The following is a 21648-nucleotide window of genomic DNA, read 5'->3' on the forward strand; positions in this document are numbered from 1 at the left end:
CGCGCTAGCGGAAGGCGTGCGGACCCGGCTGCAGGCCCGGCTGCGTCACTGGCATGCTGCCGGGAATGGCGCGGCGGGCCGCGCTGGCCTCGATCGTGATCGGTCGGGCCACGGCGTCGGAGCCCTGCTGCCCCTGGGCATGATGCGGCAGCCGCACCAGCGCCGTGATCGGCGCGCTGCGACGCTCCATGATTTCGAACAGGCTCTTTGACGGTACCGGCAGAGTCGCCCGGGCGGTCATTGCCTGCAACGACAGTTCACGCGGCCATGGCGCGGTGAGCGGGGCTTCGCCGCGGAGGCGGCGGCGGGTTTCCGGAAACGACAGCGTCTGGTCGGAGGCGGACATCGCCGGCGCCGGCAGCATGTCGAGATGCGCGTAGGCGAAGGAGGGCACCTTCTGCCAGCGCGAAATCGCAACCGTCGGCGAGGTCGGATACATCTGCCACTGCTGCGGCGTCGTCGGGGTCTTCGGCAGCGTGGCCGTCGCGGCTACCACATGGACGATGCGGAAGCCGCCGGCTTTCAGGTCGGCAAGAATGCCGGGCAGGGCGGCGACCGTGCGCGGCTGGATGTCGTGCAGCAGCAGGATGCCCTTGCCCTTGGCCTTGAGGCGCGAGATCGCAAGGTCATGCACGGTCGTGGACGAGACGTGGCGCCAGTCGTCGGCGGGGAAATCGGCGCTCCAGGTCTGGATGCCCCTGGACGCCAGATAGTCCTCGACGATGCCCGCCCGCAACAGTCCGGGGACCCGGAAGAATGGCGACAGCAGCGCGGGATCGCCGAGCGCCGCCGTCACCGAGGCGATACCGTCGTCGATTTCCTTTTGTGCGGCTTCGATCGGCAGCCGGTTCATGGTCAGCGGATGGTTTTGCGTGTGGGTCCCGACGCTGTGGCCGGCGGCGATCAGCTTGCGCACGCCTTCCGGATGTTCCTGCGCCATGCGGCCGACCTCGAAGAACGTCGCCTTGATGCACTGCTGGGCCAGAATCGCCAGAATGGCGTTGCTGTGTTTCGGGATCGGGCCATCATCGAAGGTCAGCACCACCTCGTGGTCTTCCAGCGGCAGCGTTTTCGAATACTGCATGGTGCCGATCCGCGGATGCTCGCGGGGATCGACGACGATGGTCCGGGAGGTGCCGAGCGCGTCGGGATTGCCGGGGCAGTTGGCGGCCTGAGCGGACGAGCCCGCGAAGCCGAGCAGGCCGAAGCCCACCAGGGCGGTTACTCGAAATGAGGCACAAGCCATCCACACACCAAATGTATTGAAATCAAAAAGGAAAGTAGGGGCAACAGGGTGAACGCCGGCTTAACCTGCGGTCACTTCGGCGTCACCGGGCCGGCGGACTGGCGCGGCACCGATGCGACGACATGCACAACCCGGTAGTGGTTCTCGCGGAGATAGCGCAGGAAATCAGGCATCATCGCGGCGGTTTGCGCCTTTGTATCGTGGAACAGGATAATGCCGCGGCCCGCGACCTTCAGCCGCCCGGTTACCAGCGCCTGTTCCTGATCGGGCGTCATCTTGTTCCAGTCGCTGGCCCAGAAATCGGCGCCGAACACGGCTATTCCGCGCGACTGCAGCACGTCGAGCAGCGCCGGCGTCGATTGGAAGTACGGGAAGCGGAAAAATGGCGTACTCGGCACCGTGGTGGCGCGGCCGTTCAGGGCCAGCTCGTCGGCACTGATGCCACGGTCGATCTGCGCGACGGCCTCGGCATGACTGACAAGGCCGAGATTGGGGTGCGCAAAGGAGTGATGCCCGATGCTGTGGCCCTCGGCCGCGATCCGCTTCACCAGCGCGGGATGCGCGACCGCGTTCTGCCCGATCAGGAAGAACGTCGCCTGCATACATTCGGCCTTCAGCGCATCGAGGATCCTGCTCGTCGTGGCCGGGTTCGGACCGTCGTCGAAGGTCAGCACCACCTCGCGATCCTGCAGCGGCAGCGTTTGCGCGAAGCTCTGCAGGCCAACGCGGGGATAGGCTGCTGGATCGACCGTCAGCACCCGGGCGGTGCCGCCTTTGTCGGGCCGGGGACACGCGGCAGCCTGGGCCACAACGGTGCTGGCAATCAGCGCGACGACGGCAGCCTTCAACAACACGTTCCCAACACTTTCCCGGCCGCTGATCGAGCGAGCCGCACATTTCCGATTGCGCGGTGCATTGCCCATTGGGTAATGCCTCATGCAGGTCCGGATTCAACCGATATCGCTGGATAGCGCATTTCGTTGCAAGATGCGTCGGGTCTGACATCAAAATTTAAACAGGCGAGGGACGGCATGGCCGATAATCTGGAGCTCGCCGACCCCGCAGCGATGTCGGCGCTCGACCGCCATCCGATGCGCGACGCCGAAGGCGAGCTGCGCGCGGAGTTCGTCGAGATCGTCGCCAAGGCGATCGAATCCGTCGATACCGCCTTCCTCAAGGAGATCGTCGGCGAACTGCACGAGGCCGATCTCGGCGACCTGGTCTCGGCGCTACAGCCTCACGACCGCGTCAGCCTGATCGAGCTGACCGGTGACGATTTCGACTTCTCGGCGCTCAACGAAGTCGATGATTCCGTGCGCGAGGAACTGCTCGAGGAGCTGGAACCCGCGACCGTCGCCGAGGGCGTCCGCGAGCTGGATTCCGACGATGCCGTCGAGTTGCTCGAGGGCATGGACGAGGAAGACCAGGACGAGATCCTCGACAAGCTGCCGCCGTCCGAGCGCGTCGCGCTGGAGCGCAGCCTGGACTACCCGGAAAATTCGGCCGGCCGGCGGATGCAGACCGATTTTATCTCGGTGCCGCCGGACTGGAACGTCGGCCAGGCCATCGACTACATGCGCGAAACCCCGGACCTGCCGGACCGGTTCTATGAAATCTATGCCGTCGATCAGTGGCAGCGCTGGCAGGGCGCGGTGTCGCTCGATGCGCTGCTGCGGTCGCGGCGCCCGATCCCGCTCGCCGACCTGATCGACGAGGACCGCCGCCGCGTCTCTGTCAATGACGACCAGGAGGAGGTGGCGCGGCTGTTCGGCAAATATAATCTGGTCGCGGCCCCGGTGGTCGATATCGACAACCGTCTTGTCGGCGTCATTACGATCGACGACGTCGTCGACGTCATCGAGGAGGAGGCCGACGAGGACCTCAAAGCGCTGGGCGGCGTCACCTCCGACGAAGAATTGTCCGACAATTTCTGGTCGATCGCCAAGGGCCGCTTCAACTGGCTGATCATCAATCTCGCCACCGCGTTTCTGGCCTCCTCGGTGCTTGGCCTGTTCGAGGGCCAGCTCGAACAGATGGTCGCGCTCGCGGTGCTGGCGCCGATCGTGGCCAGCCAGGGCGGCAATGCGGCGACGCAGACCATGACAGTGGCGGTGCGCGCGCTGGCGACGCGGCAACTGACCTCCAACAATGCCAGCCGCATCGTCATCCGCGAAGGCCTCGTCGGTCTGATGAACGGCATCGCCTTCGCGGTGATTACCGGCATCGCCGCGGTGGCCTGGTTCAAGATCCCGGCGCTCGGCGTCGTGATCGGGCTCGCGATGCTGGTCAACATGGTCGCCGGCGCGCTGGGCGGCATCCTGATCCCGATGGTGCTGGAGAAGGTCAAGGCCGATCCGGCGGTGGCGTCCGGCACCTTCGTGACCACCGTGACCGACGTCGTCGGGTTCTTTTCCTTCCTCGGCATCGCTACGCTATGGTTCGGGCTTAAGTAGCAGGAGGCCCCCATGCTTTACGTCGAAGCCAACGGCGCGCGCATTCCGTCCATCGGGCTCGGGACCTGGGAATTGCGCGGCCGGGTCTGCGCGCGCGTCGTCGAGCAGGCGCTGCGGCTCGGCTATCGCCATATCGACACCGCGCAGGTCTATGAGAACGAGCGCGAGGTCGGCGAAGGCTTGCGCTCCTCGCATGTGAAGCGCGACGACGTCTTCGTCACCACCAAGGTCTGGACCACGCATTTTGCGCCGAACGATCTGTTGCGCTCCGCCAAGGAGAGCCTGGTCCGGCTGCGGATGTCCGACGTCGATCTGTTGCTGCTTCACTGGCCCAACGCGCATGTGCCTCTCGCTGAGACGCTCGGCGCGCTGGCGCATGCCAAGGAGCTGGGCCTGGCCCGGCACATCGGCGTGTCCAACTTCACCGTGGGGCTGATCGAGGAAGCGGTGGCGCTGTGTCCGCAGCCGCTGGTGTGCGACCAGGTCGAGTATCATCCCTATCTCGACCAGACCAAGGTGCGCGACGCCTGCGCGAAGGCCGGCATGGCGCTGGTCGCCTACAGCCCGATCGCCAAGGGCCACATCAAGTCCGACGCGGTGCTGACGCGGATCGGTGCGGCGCATCGCAAGTCAGCAGCCCAGGTCTGCCTGCGCTGGCTGGTGCAGCAGGACGTGGTAGCGATTCCGCGGAGCTCGAAGATCGAGCGATTGTCCGAGAACATCGAGATCTTCGATTTCACGCTAGATGACGCCGAGATGGCTGAGATTTCGGCACTGGCCAATGATGGCGGACGGCTCACCGATTTCGGCTTCGCGCCGAAATGGGACTGACGCGTCCGGTTGATCTTGTGGCGCCGATCGCCCATGCAGGGCGGTCTTTCACCAATTGGCCGATCCGATGTTCTTCTCGCTGTCGAAAATCCTCGGCTTCTTCGCGACGCCGTCCAATGCGATCGCCGTGGTCTGCGCGATCGGGGCGCTTTTGTTGCTGCTGCAACGCCAGCGGTCGGGATCGCTGACGCTGACCTTCGGCATCCTGCTGCTGCTGGTGTTCGGCTATTCGCCGGCCGGCAACGTCCTGATGCTGACGCTGACGGAGCGGTTTCCGGCGTGGCAGGCGGATGGCCGGGATCCCGACGGCATCATCGTGCTGGGCGGCGCGATCGACCAGGAGACATCGGCCGCGCGCGGCATGGTCGAGATGAATAGCGCCAACGAGCGCATGACCGGCGCGGTTGAATTGGCAAAACGCTTTCCCAAGGCGCGGATCGTGTTTTCGGGCGGCAGCGGCAACCTGATCGAGAACGGTCTCCCGGAGGCGCCGATTGCCGGCGAATGGCTTGAGCGTTTCGGCGTTGCCGCGGATCGCATCACGCTGGAAGGCGGTTCGCGCACCACCGACGAGAACGCCGTTTTCACGCGGCGCATGTTGATGCCGAAGCCCGGCGAGCGCTGGCTGCTGGTGACCTCGGCCTTCCACATGCCGCGCTCGATCGGCGCGTTCCGGGCCGCCGGCTTCGACGTCGAGGCCTATCCGGTGGACTGGCGTACCCGCGGCTGGGTCGCTGCCGGGATGCCGTTCGACACGCTGCCGGCCGGCCTGTCGCGCACCGACACCGCGATTCACGAATGGACGGGGCTGCTCGGTTACTGGCTGACGGGCCGCAGCTCGGCGCTGTATCCGGGGCCGGTCAAGCGATGACGGCTCAGTCCTGCCGCGGCAGGCCGAGGCGGTAGACGCCGCGGAAGTCGTTGGGATCGGCCGGCTTGCCCTTGCGGTAGATCACCAGCCGTCCGGCCAGCGCCAATTGCACCGCCGCGCGGCGGATCGGCATCAACAGCGAGTGCCAGTCGCCCTCCGGCGTGATGGCATGGGCAATCTCGGGCGCGCTCAGCGTGCCGGTGCCGCGCGACAGCACATCGAGGATGGAGTCTTCCAGGGTGGAAGCGGCGGTCGGGGAATCGGGGGATCGGGGTTCGGACATCTCCATGCCATGCCGCATCGTCCCGGCCTGCGCAAGGCGTGGTACAGTGCGGTCACCGGCGTTATGGTTGTCCCCCAGCGTTGCGTTGCAGAGACCCATTTGATCGCCATGGAACCACGGCACCTGATCCGCGCGGCCGTCGCCCTTTCGGTGATCGGTCACATCGCTTTGGCGGTGAGTGTCTTCTTCGCCGACGCGCGACCGTTCGATCCGTCGGTGACGGCGAACATCGCCGTCGATGTCGTGACGCCCGAACAGGTGGCTGCGGTCGAAAAGGCAGCGGAAATGCCGACACCTGCGGCCGAGCCGCCCAAGCCGCCGCCGCCGACGCCGGAGTTCAGGCTGCCGGATCTGGACAAGCCGACGCTCGATGAAAGCAAAACGCAGCAGCCGGTCGCGCAGAAACCGCCTCCGACGCCGGCCGCGCAGCAGAGGGCGGCTGCCGCCGCCGCGCCGCCGGCCGAACCGCCGAAGCCGGCGAGCCCGCCCGCGCCGATGCAGCAGCAGGCGGCACTGCAGCCGCCGCCGCCGGCCCCGGCACAGGCCGCATCACCGACGGTCGAGCCTGACATCACGGTCAAATACGGCGTGCAGCTCGGCCTGCCGGACGGCAATGGCGGGGCGCTGGCGACCGACAAGGCGGACATCGAGCCGCTGGATATCGCCGCGTTCCGCCGCCATCTGCGATCCTGTTCGAAGCTGCCGGCCGAGGTGGCGCGCACCGACAAGGTGCGGATCGTGCTGCGCGCGTTCTTTGCGCCGGATGGCAGCCTGACAATGGCGCCGACGCTGATCGAGGCCAGTGCCTCGATGAAAGGTCCACTCCTGATGCAGGCCGCGATGCAGGCGCTGCAGAAGTGCCAGCCTTACGCGATGCTGCCCGCTGACAAATACGACGAGTGGAAGGTGCTCGACGTCCCCTTCACGCCGCAGGATTTCGCCGGCTGATCTATGGCTCGTCTCCGACCGCGACGCTCAAAACCTCTCCCCACCGGGGAGAGGTCGGATTGCGGAGCAATCCGGGTGAGGGGGCTGTGCGCTCTCGATAGTCCGTAACCCCTCACCCGGATGTTCTCGCTTCGCTCAAACATCCGACCTCTCCCTATGGGAGAGGTGTAAAACGATCGCTATGGCTCCATCGCCCGCCACGCGTTGGAGGCGAACTGGCGTCGCCACGTCACGGTCACCACGGCAGCGGTGGTGACCAGGAACACCCAGGGGCTGAGAAACCAGCCGAGATAGCCGAGCGCAAAGAAGAACGCACGCTGGCCGCGGTTGAAGTGGCGCGCGGCTGCGCCGAACATTCGCACCGTTCGCATCACATGCTTCTCTGCCTCCGGCGTGTCTCGCTCGGCGGCCAGCGGCATCGCGCCGATCAGGATCGCGACGTAGTTGAACAGCCGGTACGACCAGGCGAACTTGAAAAACGCATAGACGAAAATCAGCACCAGGCCGAGGCACTTGATTTCCCACAGCGCCGGCGAGGCGTCGAAGAAGATAGGCAGGCTCTGCAGCATCGGCACCACCTCGTTGGTGGCGCGCAGCAGCGCCAGCGCGCCGCCAATCGCGATCAGCGTGGTGGAGGCGAACCAGGCGGTGCCGTTCTGCAGCGAGGTCATGATGTGGGTATCGACGATACGAACGTCGCGTTCCAGTAGCCGGCGGATCCAGACCTCGCGGTAGACATGCATCCGTGACGACAGGCTGTCGCGGCCATAGGCCGACTGCTCCAGCGTGATCGCATAAGTCGTCCATTCGATCGCGAAGAACGCGACCGCCACGACATCGACCCAGGAATAACTGACCATTTAGTGCCTTTGCCAAAGCGTGAATGTGCCACGCACGCGGATTCGCGGCAACCGGCGCGGCTTGATTGCAGGGGACCTTGCGTGGCAACGTTGCACGCGCAGGAGGGCATGATGACATTGACGCTGGTGATCGGTAACAAGAATTATTCGTCGTGGTCGATGCGGCCGTGGCTCGCGTTGAAGGCTGCCAACATTGCCTTCGAAGAGGTGATGATCCCGCTCTATAACGGTGCGGAAGACAAGGCGCGCCTTCTCGGCTTCACGCCGTCCGGCAAGGTGCCGGTGCTGGTCGATGGCGACGTCACGGTTTGGGACTCGCTGGCGATCATCGAATATGCCGCGGAGCGTTTCCCGGACGCTAAATTGTGGCCCGAGGACCGCGCCCGCCGCGCGCATGCGCGCGCGATCTCGGCCGAGATGCATTCCGGTTTCATGGCGCTGCGCAACGAATGCGGCATGAACCTGCATCGGCCGGTGCAGGCCAAGGCGCCGTCGGCGGATGCCGAAGCCAATATCGCGCGCATCCAGCAGATCTGGGCCGAATGCCAGACCCGCTACGGCCATGTCGGGCCGTATCTGTTCGGCGACTTCAGCGGGGCAGATGCGATGTATGCGCCGGTGGTGCAGCGGTTTCTGACCTACGCGATCGAGCTTGCGCCGGCGTCGCGCGCATATGTCGAGACGATGCAGGCTTTGCCGGCGTTCCGGCAATGGACGCAGGAAGGCCTGGCGGAGACGCTTCTGATCCCGCGCTTCGAGCAGGACTGAGTGCTGCATACGGCAACGACGGCTTCGCCATAACATCAGCATATTGCGGGTTCATGGCAGCCACACTTGATCTGTCACGAGCGGGGACACTCGATGAACTGGGCCTGGGCGACTTCGCTCGAACAACTCTGGCGCTCGCCGAGCTTTCCGATGTGGCTGACGATTGCCGTCGCGGCGTTCTTCGGTCTGATCGTGGCGATCACGCTGCTGCGCGCCGAAAAGTCCGTCGCCAATGGCGCGCTGGCGGTGATTACCCTGCTCGCCATGGCGGTGGCCAGTGCCGCCACGATTCGCAGCTATGGGGCAGGCGGGCAGGGCTCGGCCAGTGTCGCCAGTAACGTCAAGGCCGCTGCGCCTGAACCGCCGCCGGCGATGGCGTCGCTGCCGGCGCTGTCCTGCCTAGACGATCTCGCCGGCGACGCCGTGCTGGCCGCCTGCGAGAAGGTGCTGTTTGGTTCTCCCGAGAACGCTGCCGCGGCGGTGTCCTACGCGGCGGCGCGCCTCGCCTGGCTGGTCTCTTTTGGCGACGTAACCGCCGCCAACAAGGTCATGACCCCTGAACTGGCATCGCTGCGCCGGTCGATCGAGCGCGACCGCTTCGGGCTGATCGGCCACCTGCTGCTGGCCCGGGACAATTGCCAGATCGGCGCGTGTCCGGCCTATGCCTCGCTGACCAATCACGACGAGATCGCCGCCCATATGGAGCAGCGCAGCTATGACACTCTGATTGCGCGCTATGCACCCGGCTGGAATATGCCGACGGCGACGGCTCCCGGCGTCGTCACGCTGTCCGGTCTTCCGCCGTCGATGCCGACCGGGAAGCCGACCACGGCGGATTTTCCAACTTCGGCCTCGATCCCGCCGGTCAATATCATGACACCGGAGCCGCCGATCAATGCGCCGCGGTCGCCTGCCGCCAACGCGCAGGCGGCGGCGCCCGCCGCGCCGAAGAAGCCGCCGGCGCCGAAGCCGCCGCGTCCTGTGCAGACCGGCCCGGTGCAGCTTGCGCCGGCGCCGGCCGGGGCGGATAATTGAGGCTTGTCATCCCCCGTTTCATGACCATCTCAGGCCCATGTCGCTAAATCTCATCAAGCTCGCCGTCGGTTGTGAATCGATCAAGGAATTCAAGGGCTGGGTCGCCGATCGGCTGGCCATGGCGAAGAAGGCCGGCGTGCCGCTGCACCACACCCATGTGACCCGCATGGTGCCCAAGCGCGACGCCGAGTTGCTCGATGGCGGTTCGATCTACTGGGTGATAAAGGGCGAGATCGCGGTGCGCCAGAAGCTGGTCGCGATCGAGCCGTTCCGCGATGGCGCCGGCATCAACCGCTGCCGGTTGCGCATGGAGCCGAAGGTATTCTCGGTGTCGCCGCGCCCGCTGCGCCCGTTCCAGGGCTGGCGCTATCTGGCGATGGGCGACGCCCCGCCGGATCTCGGCAAGGCCGCTGCCTCGATCGAGGCGATGCCCGAGCCGATGCGGCGGGAGTTGCGGGAATTGGGGCTGCTGTAGCAGCAGCGGAGCGCTGATCTTACCCTCCGCCTTGCAAAGCGAAGCTTCGCTAGGCGGGGAGGGTGGCCCGGCGAAGCGTAGCGAAGCCGGGTCGGGTGGGGGTAGCCACAAGCTACGTCGTCCGTGGCACCCCCACCCCGGCCTCCACTCCCGATGATGCTATCGCATCATCGCTCGTTCGGCCGACCCTCCCCGCAAGGGGGAGGGGTTCTACGGCCGCCCTCGCTTCACATAGGAATACTTACGCCGCCTTGGTCTTCTTGCCGTCCTCGATCGCGCGCCAGATGCGTTCCGGGGTCAGCGGCATGTCGATGTGGGTGACGCCATATTCCGACAGCGCATCCACGACCGCGTTGACCACAACCGCGAGGCTGCCGGCGCAGCCGGCTTCGCCGCAGCCCTTGGTGCCCAGCGGATTTGACGTCGCCGGTGACGGATGGTCGCCGGTCTTCATCAACGGGATGTCGCCGGCGCGGGGTAGGGCGTAATCCATGAACGAGCCGGTGATCGGCTGGCCCGAGGAATCGTAGCTGACCTCTTCCATCAAGGCCTGGCCAATGCCCTGGGCGACGCCGCCGTGCAACTGACCGGCGACGATCATCGGATTGACGATGGTGCCGAAGTCGCTGATCCCGGTGTAGTTGACGATCTTGATGACGCCGGTGTCGGGCTCGATCTCGACTTCCGCGACATGGCAGCCGTTCGGGAACGTCGACTGCACGACAGATCCGTCATGGTCGACATCAAGCGAGGAGGGCACGCCGTCCGGTTGCTGGCCGTCGCGCAGGCGCTTCGACAATTCCATGATGTCGATCGAGCGGTCGGTGCCGGCGATGGTGAAGCGGCCGGCCTTGAATTCGATGTCGGCTTCGGAGGCTTCCAGCAGATGCGCGGCGGCTGCCTTGCCCTTGGCGATGATCAGCGCTGAGGCCTCGACGACTGCCTGGCCAGTGGCGGTGATCGAGCGTGAGCCGCCGGTGCCGTTGCCCATTCGGACGAGGTCGCTGTCACCCTGTTCGAGCCGGATCGAGTCGAACGGCACGCCGAGCTGCGATGAGAGCACCTGGGCGAACGGCGTGGCGTGGCCCTGGCCGTAGTCAAGGGTGCCGGTGGTCAGAGTCACCGTGCCGTCGGCGTTGAAGGTGACCTTGCCGAGTTCGGGTGAAGGCGGAGCGGTCACTTCAAGATAGCAGCCCACCGCGATGCCGCGCAGCTTGCCGGCCTTGCGGCTGTCCTTCTTGCGCTTGGCGAAGCCGGCATGGTCGGACATTTCCAGCGCCTTGGCGAACACGCCGCCGAAATCACCGCTGTCATAGGTGACGCCGGACGCCGCGGCGAACGGCATCTGCGACGATTTGATGAAGTTGCGCTTGCGTAAAGCGAGACGGTCGATGCCCATCTCCTCGGCGGCGCGATCGATCAATCGCTCCATGTAGAAATTGGCCTCGGGACGGCCCGCGCCGCGATAGGCGCCCATCAGGGTCATGTTGGTCAGCACGCATTTGATGTCGACCGACAGCAGCGGCGTCTTGTAGACGCTGGCAAGGTTTTTGGCCGTGTTGAGCGAGAGCGGGCCGGGGGCGACGCCGCTGATATAGGCGCCGAGATTGCCGTAGCCCTTGAGCCGCACCGCGAGAAACTTGCCGTCGGCATCCAGCGCCAGCTCGGCATGGATGTCCTGCGAGCGGCCCTGGCTGTCGGACAGGAAGCTGGAGGAGCGCTCCTCCAGCCATTTCACCGGCTTTCCCAGTTCCCGGGCGGCATGCAGGATGCAGATATATTCGGGATAGTTGATGTTCTTCATGCCGAACGAGCCGCCGACATTGGCGGTCAGGATCCGCACCTTGTCGGGCGCCACGTTGAGCAGCTTGGCGAGAGTATTGCGGTTGCCGGAGACCCCCTGGGTCGCAACCTGGATGACGTGGCGCTCGCCGGCCTTGTCATAGGACGCCAGCGCGCAGCGCGGCTCCATCGACACCACGGCGACGCGGGTATTGGTGATGTCGAGCTTCGTCACATGCGCGGCGCCGGCGAAGGCGGCCTCGACCTTGTCGGTGTCGCCATAGTGGAAATCCAGCGCGACATTGTTCGGGATGTGATCCCACAACAGCGGCGCGCCGGGCTGGGTTGCGGCTTCGCAATCGGTCACGGCGGGCAGCGCCTCGATGTCGAGCTCGACCGCTTCGGCGGCGTCACGCGCCTGCGCCACGGTATCCGCCACCACGAAAGCGACGGGATCGCCGACGAAGCGGACCTTGTCGGTCATCAGTGCGGTGCGGTTGGTCTGCAGCAGGGCCGAGCCGTCGCGGTTCTTCAGCGGCAGGCCGCAGGTGAAGGGGCCGTAATGGGCCGCTTCCAGGTCCTTGCCGGTCCAGACGCCGCGCACGCCGGGCATCGCCCGGGCCGCCGTGGTGTCAATGCCGCGGATCAGGCCGTGGGCATGTGGGCTGCGCACGATCCAGGCGTATAACTGGCCGGGCAGGTTGAAATCGTCGGTATATTTGCCATTGCCGCGGACGAGCGTGTCGTCCTCCTTGCGGCGCACCGGCTGGCCGACGCCGTATTTCTGCATGGCGATGGAGTTGTCGACGGGCGAGCCGGTATGATTTTGCATTGCCAAATCCATCAAATGTCGTTTTTCGCGGGGTTTCGCCCGGTTTGGCGCCCCAACGGACGCTCTGAGATAAAGCAGCGGCCCCGCCGCGACAATGTATGATTGGTCATGGGGCTGTGCGGTGGTTGCGCTGCCCCTGTGCCCTGCTAAACTTTCCGTGAATGGATGTTTCCAAGGATATTTCCAAGCCGGCCGGTATGGCCGCGGAAAGCAGACGGAATGACGGATGACACGCGGCTTCGCGACGGCCCGGTGCCGCGCGGGCATGCGCAGGACTTGGCTGTGCAGGATACTGGCGGCATGGCCGCCCCTGGCCGGGACGTGAATGGCAGTATCTATGCCGCGCTAGATCTCGGGACCAATAACTGCCGGTTGCTGATCGCCCAGCCCACCGGCGACAATAATTTTCGCGTGATCGATTCGTTTTCTCGAATCATCCGGCTCGGCGAGGGCGTCTCGCTCACCGGCGTCATCAGCGAGGCGGCGATTGCGCGGGCGGTTGCGGCACTTTCGATCTGCCGCGACAAGATCCAGCAGCGCGGCGCGCAGCGGTTGCGGCTGATCGCGACCGAGGCCTGCCGCGCGGCGTCCAATGCCGACGATTTCCTGGCCCAGGTGGCGCGCGACACCGGCATCACGCTGGAGATCATCGATCGCGAGACCGAAGCCTCGCTGGCTGTGATCGGCTGCTCGCCGCTGCTCGATGCCGCGGCGACGGGCGCCATCCTGTTCGACATCGGCGGCGGATCCAGCGAACTGGTGCGGATCGCGCGCGATCCCGTACATCCCGACGCCCGGCCGGAGATCAAGGCGTGGATGTCGATCCCGCTTGGCGTGGTGACGCTGGCGGAAAAGTTCGGCGGCCAGCATGTGACCAAGGAATCCTATGCGCTGATGGTGCAGGACGTCGCTCAGCACGTCGCCCCGTTCGCGGCGGCACATGGCGACGACCTCCACGGCATGCATCTGTTGGGCACGTCCGGAACGGTGACGACTTTGGCCGGCGTGCACCTGCATCTGCCGCGCTACGACCGCCGCCGCATCGACGGTGTCTGGCTCGGCGAGGCCGATCTCGACGCGACGATCGCCAAATTGCTGTCGATGAGCTTTGCCGAGCGCGCCGCTAACCAGTGCATCGGCCCGGAACGCGCCGATCTGGTGCTGGCCGGCTGTGCGATTCTGGACGCCATCCGGCAATTGTTCCGGCTGCCGCGGCTGCGGGTCGCCGACCGCGGCCTGCGCGAGGGCATGCTGGTCGAAATGATGCGCGAGGACGGCGCGATCCGGGTCGCCTGATCGGATGCCCCTTTTCCGGCCCGGTGTGCTAGAGAACGCCGGAACCCGAAAGCAAGCACCACGATATGGCCAAAGACACCACCGGACGGCTGCACGTCACCGTCAAGAGCGCCGGCAGGCTGAAGCACTCCTCGAAACTCTGGCTGGAGCGCCAGCTCAACGATCCCTATGTGCAGCAGGCCAAGCGCGACGGCTTGCGCTCGCGCGCGGCCTATAAGATCATCGAGATCGACGATAAATACCGTTTCCTCAAGCCGGGCATCTCGGTGGTCGACCTTGGCGCCGCCCCCGGCGGCTGGAGCCAGATCGCTGCCAAGCGTATCGGCTCGGCCGAGGGCCGCGGCCAGGTGATCGCCATCGACCTCTTGGAAATGCCCAACATTCCGGGCGTCACCTTCGCGCAGATGAATTTCCTGGACGACGGCGCGCCGGCCAAACTGTTCGAGATGATGGGCGGCAAGGCCGATGTCGTGTTGTCCGACATGGCCGCCAATACCACCGGCCACCGCAAGACCGACCAGCTACGCATCGTCGGCCTCGTCGAGGACGCCGCGGCCTTCGCCGCCGACGTGCTGAAGCCGGGCGGCACCTTCGTCGCCAAAGTGTTCCAGAGCGGCGCCGATGCCACGCTGATGAACCAGTTGAAGCGGGACTTCACCTCGGTGAAGCACGTCAAGCCGGCCTCCAGCCGCAAGGATTCTTCCGAGCGCTATGTGTTGGCGTTGGGCTTTCGCGGTATCGCCGGCGAAAAGCGCATGGGGCAAAGCGAGGAGTAGACTACCCCAGCTTCTGGTCCCGCGCTTCTTCTGTGCCCTCGCTGCCCGCCTTGACCGCGGCCTTCTCGGCGCCCTTGCGGCTGGCGATGTCGATCACCTTGCGGCCGGAGATCTCGTGGCCGGCGTCGTCCGGCATCTGCCAGAAGAAGTAGGCCGAGGCCGCCGACAGCACCGACACCACGATGAAGGCCGGGGCGAAGTCGCCGGCCGACAATTCGGTCATCTTGTTCAGCACCATGCTGGATTCGACGCAGGCCGCGCCCACCGCGACACCGGCGGAGATCGCCAGTTGCTGGTTGACGCTGACCAGCGTGGTGGCGCGGCTCATCTGCGATGGCTCTAGCTCGGCATAGGCCACCGTGTTGATGGCGGTGAATTCGAGCGAGCGGAAAAAGCCGCCGACCACCAGCAGCACCAGGATCAGTAGCAGCGGCGTCTGCACCGTGAACAGCGCGCAGGCGGCGAGAAATACCGAACTGACCACGGCGTTGATCGTCAGCACGTTGCGGAAACCGAAGGTGCGGATGATGCGCGCCGCCAGTGCCTTCATGCCCATCGCGCCGACCGCCGAGCCGAAGGTCACGAGGCCGGAGCGGAACGGCGACAGGCCGAAACCGACCTGCATCAACAGCGGAAGCAGGAACGGCAACGCGCCGATGCCCAGCCGGAACAGGAAGCCGCCGATGATGGCCGCGCGCAGCGTCGCCAGCCGCAGCAGCGAGAAATCCAGCACCGGCGATGAGGTGCGGCGGGCGTGCAGCACGTACATCGTCATCGATGCCGCCCCGATGCCGACCAACGCCACGACAATCGGCCAGGGTAGCAGGCCGAGCCCCGCGACCGAGCCGCCGAAGGCGATGCCGGCGAGGCCCACGCCCGCCAGGATCAGGCCCCACAGGTCGAAGCGCTCGGGATCGTCGCTGCGGATCGGATCGATGTAGCGCTGCGCCAGATAGATGCCGAGCAGGCCGATCGGGATGTTGATCAGGAAGATCCAGTGCCAGGAAAAATAGGTGGTGATGAAGCCGCCGAGCGGCGGGCCGATGACGGGTCCGATCAGCGCGGGCATCGTCATCCACGCCATCGCATTGACCAGCCCGGCCTTGTCGATCGAGCGCAGCAGCACGAGGCGGCCGACCGGCGTCATCATCGCCCCGCCCATGCCCTGCAGGATGCGCGCGATGACAAAGTGGGTGACGTTCTGCGACAGCGCGCAGCCGATCGAGCCGACCATGAAGACCGCGATGGCGATCGAGAACACGGTGCGGGCGCCGAAGCGGTCCGCGGTCCAGCCGCTGGCGGGGATGAACACCGCCAGCGAGAGCAAATAGGAGGTGATCGCCAGTTTCAGCGTCAGCGGGCTGGTGCCGATGTCGGCCGCGATCGCCGGCAGCGAGGTCGCGATCACCGTGGAATCCATATTCTCCATGAACAACGCGGATGCGACGATGAGCGGGATCAGGCGTTCTTTGTTCATGAGAATTCTTTGTTCCCGGCGTCTCGCGTTGCGAGTGGATCCGGCGATTCTTCAGGAGGGCGCGGCCGGGCTTTAACATCCGGCGGGGGACGCGGCCACCGGTCACGGGCGTCAGGCGGCTAACGGCTGCGTGAACGCAGCCAGGCGGTGGGCAGGCCGGGGCTGTCGCCCCCCTCTCAAAATCGGGCGCATGGCAGCCAGACGCTTTTAATTCGCAGCGCAGCATGCTATCGACCACCGCCAACCCTACTGATGGGCTTCGATTCGACGACGATGCTCCGCATCGCCGGCCAATTGGCTCATCCCAAGGTATTTAGCGCGGCAAGTCAGCCGCAGATGGAGTTGGCAATGGCGGTGGTTCATAAAATTCGCGAAGCGTACACGTTCGACGACGTGCTGCTGAAGCCCGGCCTGTCCGACATCCTGCCGTCCGATGCCGACATCCGCTCCTTCGCCACCAAGACCATTCCGCTGAACATCCCGATCATGGCTTCGGCGATGGACACCGTCACCGAAGCCCGCATGGCGATTGCCATGGCGCAGGCCGGCGGTCTCGGCGTCATCCACCGCAATTTCGACGTCGAGGGCCAGGCTGCGCAGGTCCGCCAGGTGAAGAAGTATGAATCCGGCATGGTGGTCAATCCGTTGACCATCGGCCCCGATGCGATGCTCGCGGATGCGCTGGCGCTGATGTCCGAGCATGGCTTCTCCGGCATTCCCGTCGTGACCGGCGCCAGCAAGGGCGTCCCCGGCAAGCTGGTCGGCATCCTGACCAACCGCGACGTGCGCTTCGCCAAGGACCCCCGGCAGAAGATCTCCGAACTGATGACGCATGAGAACCTCGTCACCGTGCGCGAAGGCGTCAGCCAGGACGAAGCCAAGCGCATGCTGCACCAGCACCGCATCGAGAAGCTGCTGGTGGTCGATGATCAATACCGCTGCGTCGGCCTGATCACCGTCAAGGACATGGAGCACGCGGTCGCGCATCCGCTGGCGTCCAAGGATTCCCAGGGCCGGCTGCGCGTTGCCGCGGCAACGACGGTGGGCGAGGGCGGCTTCGAGCGCACCGAGCGGCTGATCGATGCTGGCGTCGACATCATTGTCGTCGATACCGCACACGGTCATTCGTCGCGCGTGCTGGAAGCCGTGCAGCGCATCAAGCGGCTGTCGAATGCGGTACAGGTGATGGCCGGCAACATCGCCACCACCGAGGGCGCGCAGGCGCTGATCGATGCCGGCGCGGATGCCATCAAGGTCGGCATCGGCCCGGGCTCGATCTGCACCACCCGCATGGTTGCCGGCGTCGGCGTGCCGCAGCTCACCGCGATCATGGATGCGGTGGAAGCCGCCAAGAAGGCTGGTATCCAGGTGATCGCAGATGGCGGCATCAAGTTCTCCGGCGATCTCGCCAAGGCGCTGGCCGCCGGCGCCGATATCGCGATGGTCGGCTCCTTGCTGGCCGGCACCGACGAGACGCCCGGCGAAGTGTTTCTGTGGCAGGGCCGGTCCTACAAGGCCTATCGTGGCATGGGCTCGGTCGGCGCGATGGCGCGCGGCTCGGCCGACCGCTACTTCCAGCAGGACATCAAGGACTCGCTGAAACTGGTGCCGGAAGGCGTCGAGGGCCAGGTCGCCTATAAGGGCCCGGTAGGCAACGTGATGCACCAGCTCGCCGGCGGTCTTCGCGCGGCCATGGGCTATGTCGGTGCCAAGGACCTCACCGAGTTTCACAACAAGGCCGAGTTCGTCCGCATCACCAGCGCGGGGCTGCGCGAAAGCCACGTGCATGACGTCACCATTACCCGCGAAAGCCCGAACTATCCCGGCGGCGTGTAAGGCCTTTGCCCAAAGATAACCCCACTTGAGCGCGAAAACGCGCTAGAGTTCCCGTGTCACGCGCGCTGCCCCTGGCGCAGCCGGCCGCCCCTCGATTTTGACGGGCGGGTGACGCGGTTTTGCGAGAACCCTCTCGCCATCGTCAGAAGAGAACGTTGGATATTATGGTCGATTGGACAGACGAGCGCGTCGCCGCGCTTTCCACCCCGGATCTGAAAAACCTGCTGGCGAACGCCGAGCGCAAGGACGTCGCCGAGATCGTCGCGCAGTGCACCGCCGAACTCGAGAAGCGCCAGGCCAACAAGCCGCGCAAGGCCGGCCAGCCGCGCACCGAGAGCAAGCAGTTCGAGCACGACATGGCGGGCGAACTCGCCGTGGTCGGCAAGGCGATGGCCGAGAAATACGACCTCACCGAGGAGACCGCGAAGGCGGCGTCGGTCGGCGTCAAGGGCTTCAAGTCGCACAAGCTGCTCGACGCCAAGGGTTTCGCCAAGCTCGGCGGCAGCCAGCGTGACGGCAGCGTGGCGATCGATCGCTACATCTCGCACCGGCGCGGCAACAGCATCGCCACGCTCGGCGTCTGGCTCGAGAAGGACAAGCCTGTCGAGGATCATGAATTTCTGGTCGGCGGCCCCAAGGGCATGGTTGAAGGCGGCGAGTCGTTCACGCCGATCGATCCGGCCGTCGCCGAGAAAGACGCGCAGGCTTCGCGCGAGATCAAGACCTTCAAGGATCTGCCGGCCGCGACCACCGCGTTCGATGCCGTGCTGGCGAAGATCACCGCCTGAACCGATATTGACGACGACCCCGCGGCGCGCGATTTTTGCGCGCCGCGTTTTTGTAATCTCGAGCAACGATCAACAAGAAACCTCCGAGGAAATCTCATGACCGCATCTCCCAAGCGCATCGTTCTGGCCGCCCGTCCGCATGGCGAACCGAAGCCGTCGGATTTCCGCCTTGAGGACTACGCGATGCCGGAGCTGGGCGAGGGCCAGGTGCTGCTGCGTACGATCTGGCTGTCGCTCGATCCCTATATGCGCGGGCGCATGAATGACGCCGCGTCCTACTCAGCGCCGGTGGCGATTGATGCCGTGATGGAAGGCGGCACCGTATGCGAAGTGATGGCGTCGAACAGCGACGCCGTGGCCAAGGGCGATCTCGTGCTGGCGCATTCCGGCTGGCAGACCTATTCGGTGGTCGATGGCAATATTCTGCGCAAGATCGATCCCTCGCTCGGCCCAATCTCGACCGCGATCGGCATTCTCGGCATGCCCGGCATGACGGCTTACACCGGCCTGCTCGATATCGGCCAGCCCAAGGCCGGCGAGACCGTGGTGGTTGCTGCAGCCTCGGGCGCTGTCGGTTCAGCCGTCGGCCAGATCGCTATGATCAAGGGGGCGCGCGCGGTCGGCATCGCCGGCGGCAAGGAAAAGTGCGACTACGTCAAGAACGAGCTCGGCTTCAGTGATTGCCTCGATCACCGCGATCCGGATTTCGCCGCCAAGCTGAAGGCGGCATGCCCCGACGGCATTGACGTGTATTTCGAGAATGTCGGCGGCGAGGTATTCGAAGCGGTGTTTCCGCTCTTGAACTTCTTTGCGCGTATTCCGGTGTGCGGGTTGATCGCCTCCTACAGCGACACCGCCGATACCACGCCGAAATGGGCGGGCAAAATGATGCGTACCATTCTCACCAAGCGGCTCACCTTCCGCGGCTTCATCGTCAGCGACTTCGCCGGTCGCCGCGGCGATTTCCTGCGCGACATGTCGGTCTGGGTAAAGGAGGGCAAGGTGAAGTACAAGGAGTTCGTCACCGAAGGCCTCGACAGCGCGCCGGAGGCCTTCATGGGCCTGCTCAAGGGCAAGAATTTCGGCAAGCAACTGGTGCGCGTCGGGCCGGACAAAGTTTAACGCCGAGCGCTGTCGTCGTCACCTGCCGGCCTCTCCTCCGTCATTGCGAGGAGCGAAGCGACGCGGCAATCCAGAAGGCCACAAGCGAAGAACTGGATTGCTTCGTCGCAAGGTCTCCTCGCAATGACGGGGAAGGCCGGCGTGGGGGCCGCCTCGAATTGTCATCCGCCGGCGCGGGGTCTATAGCTCGCGCTTCGCCGCGCAGGAGAGATGTCGATGACGGTTCAAATGGTATTGCTGCCGGTCTTCGTGCTGGTGTTTCTGACGCTCGGACTTTTTTTCTGGACCGGACGGGGCGGGGCGGCGACGCGCAATGAGGCGTCGGAGGCCACCAATCACGCCTCGCAGCTCGATCTGTTGTTCTATGCACTGATCGCGATCGGCCTGCCGTTGCGAAAAATCGATCTGGTGCTGGTCTGCCTGTCCTGGGTGTTCGTCGTGACGCGCTTCCTGCACGCCGGTATTTATGTCGCGGGCAACAGCCGCTCGCAGGCTTGGCTGGCCGGTGCCCTGGTGCTGCTGGCGATGTGGTTCTACTTCGCGCTGCGCATGCTGTTGCTGATCTGAAGCGCGCGCCGCTCCTTCTTCATTGTTGAAAGACTGCCATGACTCCCGCCGCAAAACTCTCCGCCGCGATCGAACTGATCGAGGCCATCGACACCCAGCGCGTGCCCGCCGCCAAGGCGCTGAAGGAGTGGGGCACTGCGCACCGCTACGCCGGTTCCGGCGATCGCGCCGGCATCGCCGGGTTGGTGTGGGACGTGCTGCGCCGTCGCGCCTCCAGCGCCTGGATCATGAACAGCGACACGCCGCGCGCCCGCGTGCTCGGCATGCTGAAGGCCGAGCGCAAGATGGACGTCGAGGCGATCGCCGCATTGTGCGATGGCGGCCGGTTCTCGCCGGAGCCATTGAGCGACGCCGAGCTAGCCGCACTGTCGTCGCGCACGGTCGATGACGCCCCGGCGCATATTGCCGGCGACTACCCGGAATGGCTCGACGGCCATCTGACCGCCGTGTTCGGTGACAACCGCGTCGCCGAAGCCACCGCGATGGCCAGCCGCGCGCCGCTCGATCTGCGCGTCAACACGCTGAAGGCCAAGCGCGAGAAGGTGCTGGGCTCGGTCAAGCATCTCGGCGCTGTGGAGACGCCGTGGTCGCCGATGGGGCTGCGGATCGATCTCGGCGCCGATGCCCGCAATCCCGGCATTCATGCCGAGGAAGATTTCATCAAGGGCGCCATCGAGGTGCAGGACGAGGGCTCGCAGCTCGCAGCCCAGCTGTCGGGCGCCAAGCCCGGCGAGCAGGTGATCGACCTCTGCGCCGGCGCCGGCGGCAAGACGCTGGCGCTGGCGGCGATGATGCAGGGCAAGGGCCGGCTGATCGCCACCGACAGCGACAAGCGCCAGCTCGCGCCGATCCATGAGCGGCTGTCGCGCGCGGGCGTGCACAATTGCGACATCCGCACCCCGAAGGGCCCGGACGACACATTGTCCGACATCCACGCCTCGGCCGATCTCGTCGTGATCGACGCGCCATGCACCGGCACCGGCACCTGGCGCCGCAACCCCGATGCCAAGTGGCGAATGCGCCCGGGCGCGCTCGAGGTCCGGATCAAGGACCAGATCGAGGTGCTGGAGCGCGCGGTGCCTCTGGTGAAGGCCGGCGGCCGCATCGCCTACATCACCTGTTCGGTGCTGCCGCAGGAGAACAACGAGCAGATCCGCGGCTTCCTTGCCCGTCACCCGGATTTTTCCGTGGTGCCGGCCGAGCAGGTGATTTCGGTGCTGTGGGACAAGGCGGAAGCCTTTGCCGCCGCGACCTACCAGAGCCCGGAAGGCCTGCTGATGACGCCGCGGCGGACCGGCACGGACGGGTTTTTCGTCTCGGTATTGGCGCGCAAGAAGGCCGATTAAGGCCCATCCCCGTCATTGCGAGGAGCGAAGCGACGCGGCAATCCAGAGCCACGAGC

At 65.5% G+C, this 21648-nt stretch carries 20 protein-coding genes; 14 read left to right on the forward strand and 6 right to left on the reverse strand.

The annotated features are described in order from the left end of the window. Nucleotides 1-4: 4 nt before the first annotated feature. Together FIU28_RS11980 and FIU28_RS11985 are read right to left on the reverse strand one after the other, a co-directional pair. Nucleotides 5-1246 carry a polysaccharide deacetylase family protein gene (locus FIU28_RS11980; RefSeq protein WP_143573187.1) on the reverse strand — a complete coding sequence of 414 codons (1242 nt, stop codon included), beginning with the start codon at nucleotides 1244-1246 and terminating at the stop codon, nucleotides 5-7. 71 nt (nucleotides 1247-1317) lie between these two features. Then, complete coding sequence (locus tag FIU28_RS11985) at nucleotides 1318-2094, reverse strand: polysaccharide deacetylase family protein (RefSeq protein ID WP_441351630.1); 777 nt, start codon at nucleotides 2092-2094, stop codon at nucleotides 1318-1320. A 183-nt stretch (nucleotides 2095-2277) separates the two neighbouring features. Here FIU28_RS11985 and mgtE point away from each other — a divergent pair, with 183 nt between their 5' ends. The 3 genes from mgtE (at nucleotide 2278) to FIU28_RS12000 (ending at nucleotide 5401) form a co-directional block, all read left to right on the forward strand. Continuing rightward, on the forward strand, nucleotides 2278-3699 hold the full coding sequence (gene mgtE, locus FIU28_RS11990; RefSeq protein WP_143573188.1) for a magnesium transporter: 1422 nt from the start codon (nucleotides 2278-2280) through the stop codon (nucleotides 3697-3699). A 12-nt stretch (nucleotides 3700-3711) separates the two neighbouring features. Continuing rightward, a complete protein-coding gene (locus FIU28_RS11995) occupies nucleotides 3712-4530 on the forward strand; it encodes an aldo/keto reductase (protein WP_143573189.1) in 819 nt (272 codons plus the stop codon). A gap of 67 nt (nucleotides 4531-4597) precedes the next feature. After that, nucleotides 4598-5401, forward strand: a complete 804-nt coding sequence (locus FIU28_RS12000) for a YdcF family protein (protein ID WP_143576154.1) — start codon at nucleotides 4598-4600, stop codon at nucleotides 5399-5401. Nucleotides 5402-5405: 4 nt separating this feature from the next. Here FIU28_RS12000 and FIU28_RS12005 read toward each other — a convergent pair whose 3' ends face one another. Continuing rightward, on the reverse strand, nucleotides 5406-5684 hold the full coding sequence (locus FIU28_RS12005) for a DUF3253 domain-containing protein (protein WP_441351288.1): 279 nt from the start codon (nucleotides 5682-5684) through the stop codon (nucleotides 5406-5408). Nucleotides 5685-5792: 108 nt separating this feature from the next. Here FIU28_RS12005 and FIU28_RS12010 point away from each other — a divergent pair, with 108 nt between their 5' ends. Then, complete coding sequence (locus FIU28_RS12010) at nucleotides 5793-6632, forward strand: hypothetical protein (protein WP_143576155.1); 840 nt, start codon at nucleotides 5793-5795, stop codon at nucleotides 6630-6632. Between the two features lie 179 nt (nucleotides 6633-6811). On the opposite strand, the gene FIU28_RS12015 is transcribed toward FIU28_RS12010, so the two are convergent. After that, nucleotides 6812-7492: a DUF599 domain-containing protein gene (locus FIU28_RS12015; RefSeq protein WP_143573191.1), complete on the reverse strand. Its 681-nt coding sequence runs from the start codon at nucleotides 7490-7492 to the stop codon at nucleotides 6812-6814. A 111-nt stretch (nucleotides 7493-7603) separates the two neighbouring features. Here FIU28_RS12015 and FIU28_RS12020 point away from each other — a divergent pair, with 111 nt between their 5' ends. The 3 genes from FIU28_RS12020 (at nucleotide 7604) to FIU28_RS12030 (ending at nucleotide 9770) form a co-directional block, all read left to right on the forward strand. Continuing rightward, complete coding sequence (locus FIU28_RS12020; protein WP_143576156.1) at nucleotides 7604-8260, forward strand: glutathione S-transferase family protein; 657 nt, start codon at nucleotides 7604-7606, stop codon at nucleotides 8258-8260. A gap of 93 nt (nucleotides 8261-8353) precedes the next feature. Beyond that, complete coding sequence (locus FIU28_RS12025; RefSeq protein WP_143573192.1) at nucleotides 8354-9295, forward strand: hypothetical protein; 942 nt, start codon at nucleotides 8354-8356, stop codon at nucleotides 9293-9295. A gap of 37 nt (nucleotides 9296-9332) precedes the next feature. Further along, a complete protein-coding gene (locus FIU28_RS12030) occupies nucleotides 9333-9770 on the forward strand; it encodes a DUF1489 family protein (protein ID WP_143573193.1) in 438 nt (145 codons plus the stop codon). Between the two features lie 241 nt (nucleotides 9771-10011). On the opposite strand, the gene FIU28_RS12035 is transcribed toward FIU28_RS12030, so the two are convergent. Beyond that, the gene (locus FIU28_RS12035) at nucleotides 10012-12384 is read right to left on the reverse strand and encodes a xanthine dehydrogenase family protein molybdopterin-binding subunit (protein WP_143573194.1); all 2373 of its coding nucleotides are present in this window, start codon (nucleotides 12382-12384) and stop codon (nucleotides 10012-10014) included. Between the two features lie 219 nt (nucleotides 12385-12603). On the opposite strand from FIU28_RS12035, the gene FIU28_RS12040 reads away from it, so the two are divergent. Both FIU28_RS12040 and FIU28_RS12045 read left to right on the forward strand, forming a co-directional pair. After that, complete coding sequence (locus tag FIU28_RS12040; RefSeq protein WP_143573195.1) at nucleotides 12604-13680, forward strand: Ppx/GppA phosphatase family protein; 1077 nt, start codon at nucleotides 12604-12606, stop codon at nucleotides 13678-13680. 65 nt (nucleotides 13681-13745) lie between these two features. Continuing rightward, nucleotides 13746-14456: an RlmE family RNA methyltransferase gene (locus FIU28_RS12045; protein ID WP_143573196.1), complete on the forward strand. Its 711-nt coding sequence runs from the start codon at nucleotides 13746-13748 to the stop codon at nucleotides 14454-14456. Between the two features lies 1 nt (nucleotide 14457). On the opposite strand, the gene FIU28_RS12050 is transcribed toward FIU28_RS12045, so the two are convergent. Continuing rightward, nucleotides 14458-15933: a DHA2 family efflux MFS transporter permease subunit gene (locus tag FIU28_RS12050; protein ID WP_143573197.1), complete on the reverse strand. Its 1476-nt coding sequence runs from the start codon at nucleotides 15931-15933 to the stop codon at nucleotides 14458-14460. 348 nt (nucleotides 15934-16281) lie between these two features. Between FIU28_RS12050 and guaB the strand changes: the two genes are divergently transcribed. The 5 genes from guaB to FIU28_RS12075 all read left to right on the forward strand — a co-directional run bounded on the left by guaB (nucleotide 16282) and on the right by FIU28_RS12075 (nucleotide 21592). Beyond that, a complete protein-coding gene (gene guaB / locus FIU28_RS12055; protein ID WP_143573198.1) occupies nucleotides 16282-17769 on the forward strand; it encodes an IMP dehydrogenase in 1488 nt (495 codons plus the stop codon). 164 nt (nucleotides 17770-17933) lie between these two features. Further along, complete coding sequence (locus FIU28_RS12060) at nucleotides 17934-18557, forward strand: hypothetical protein (protein ID WP_143573199.1); 624 nt, start codon at nucleotides 17934-17936, stop codon at nucleotides 18555-18557. Nucleotides 18558-18653: 96 nt separating this feature from the next. Further along, nucleotides 18654-19679, forward strand: a complete 1026-nt coding sequence (locus FIU28_RS12065; protein ID WP_143573200.1) for an NADP-dependent oxidoreductase — start codon at nucleotides 18654-18656, stop codon at nucleotides 19677-19679. A 216-nt stretch (nucleotides 19680-19895) separates the two neighbouring features. Next, nucleotides 19896-20246, forward strand: coding sequence for an MAPEG family protein (locus tag FIU28_RS12070; protein ID WP_143573201.1), 351 nt, complete (start codon nucleotides 19896-19898; stop codon nucleotides 20244-20246). 38 nt (nucleotides 20247-20284) lie between these two features. Further along, entirely contained in the window at nucleotides 20285-21592 is a 1308-nt protein-coding gene (locus FIU28_RS12075; RefSeq protein ID WP_143573202.1) for an RsmB/NOP family class I SAM-dependent RNA methyltransferase, read from the forward strand. The last annotated feature ends 56 nt before the right edge of the window (nucleotides 21593-21648 follow it).

Source organism: Tardiphaga sp. vice154 (genome assembly GCF_007018645.1).
In the GTDB taxonomy this organism is placed as follows: Bacteria; Pseudomonadota; Alphaproteobacteria; order Rhizobiales; family Xanthobacteraceae; genus Tardiphaga.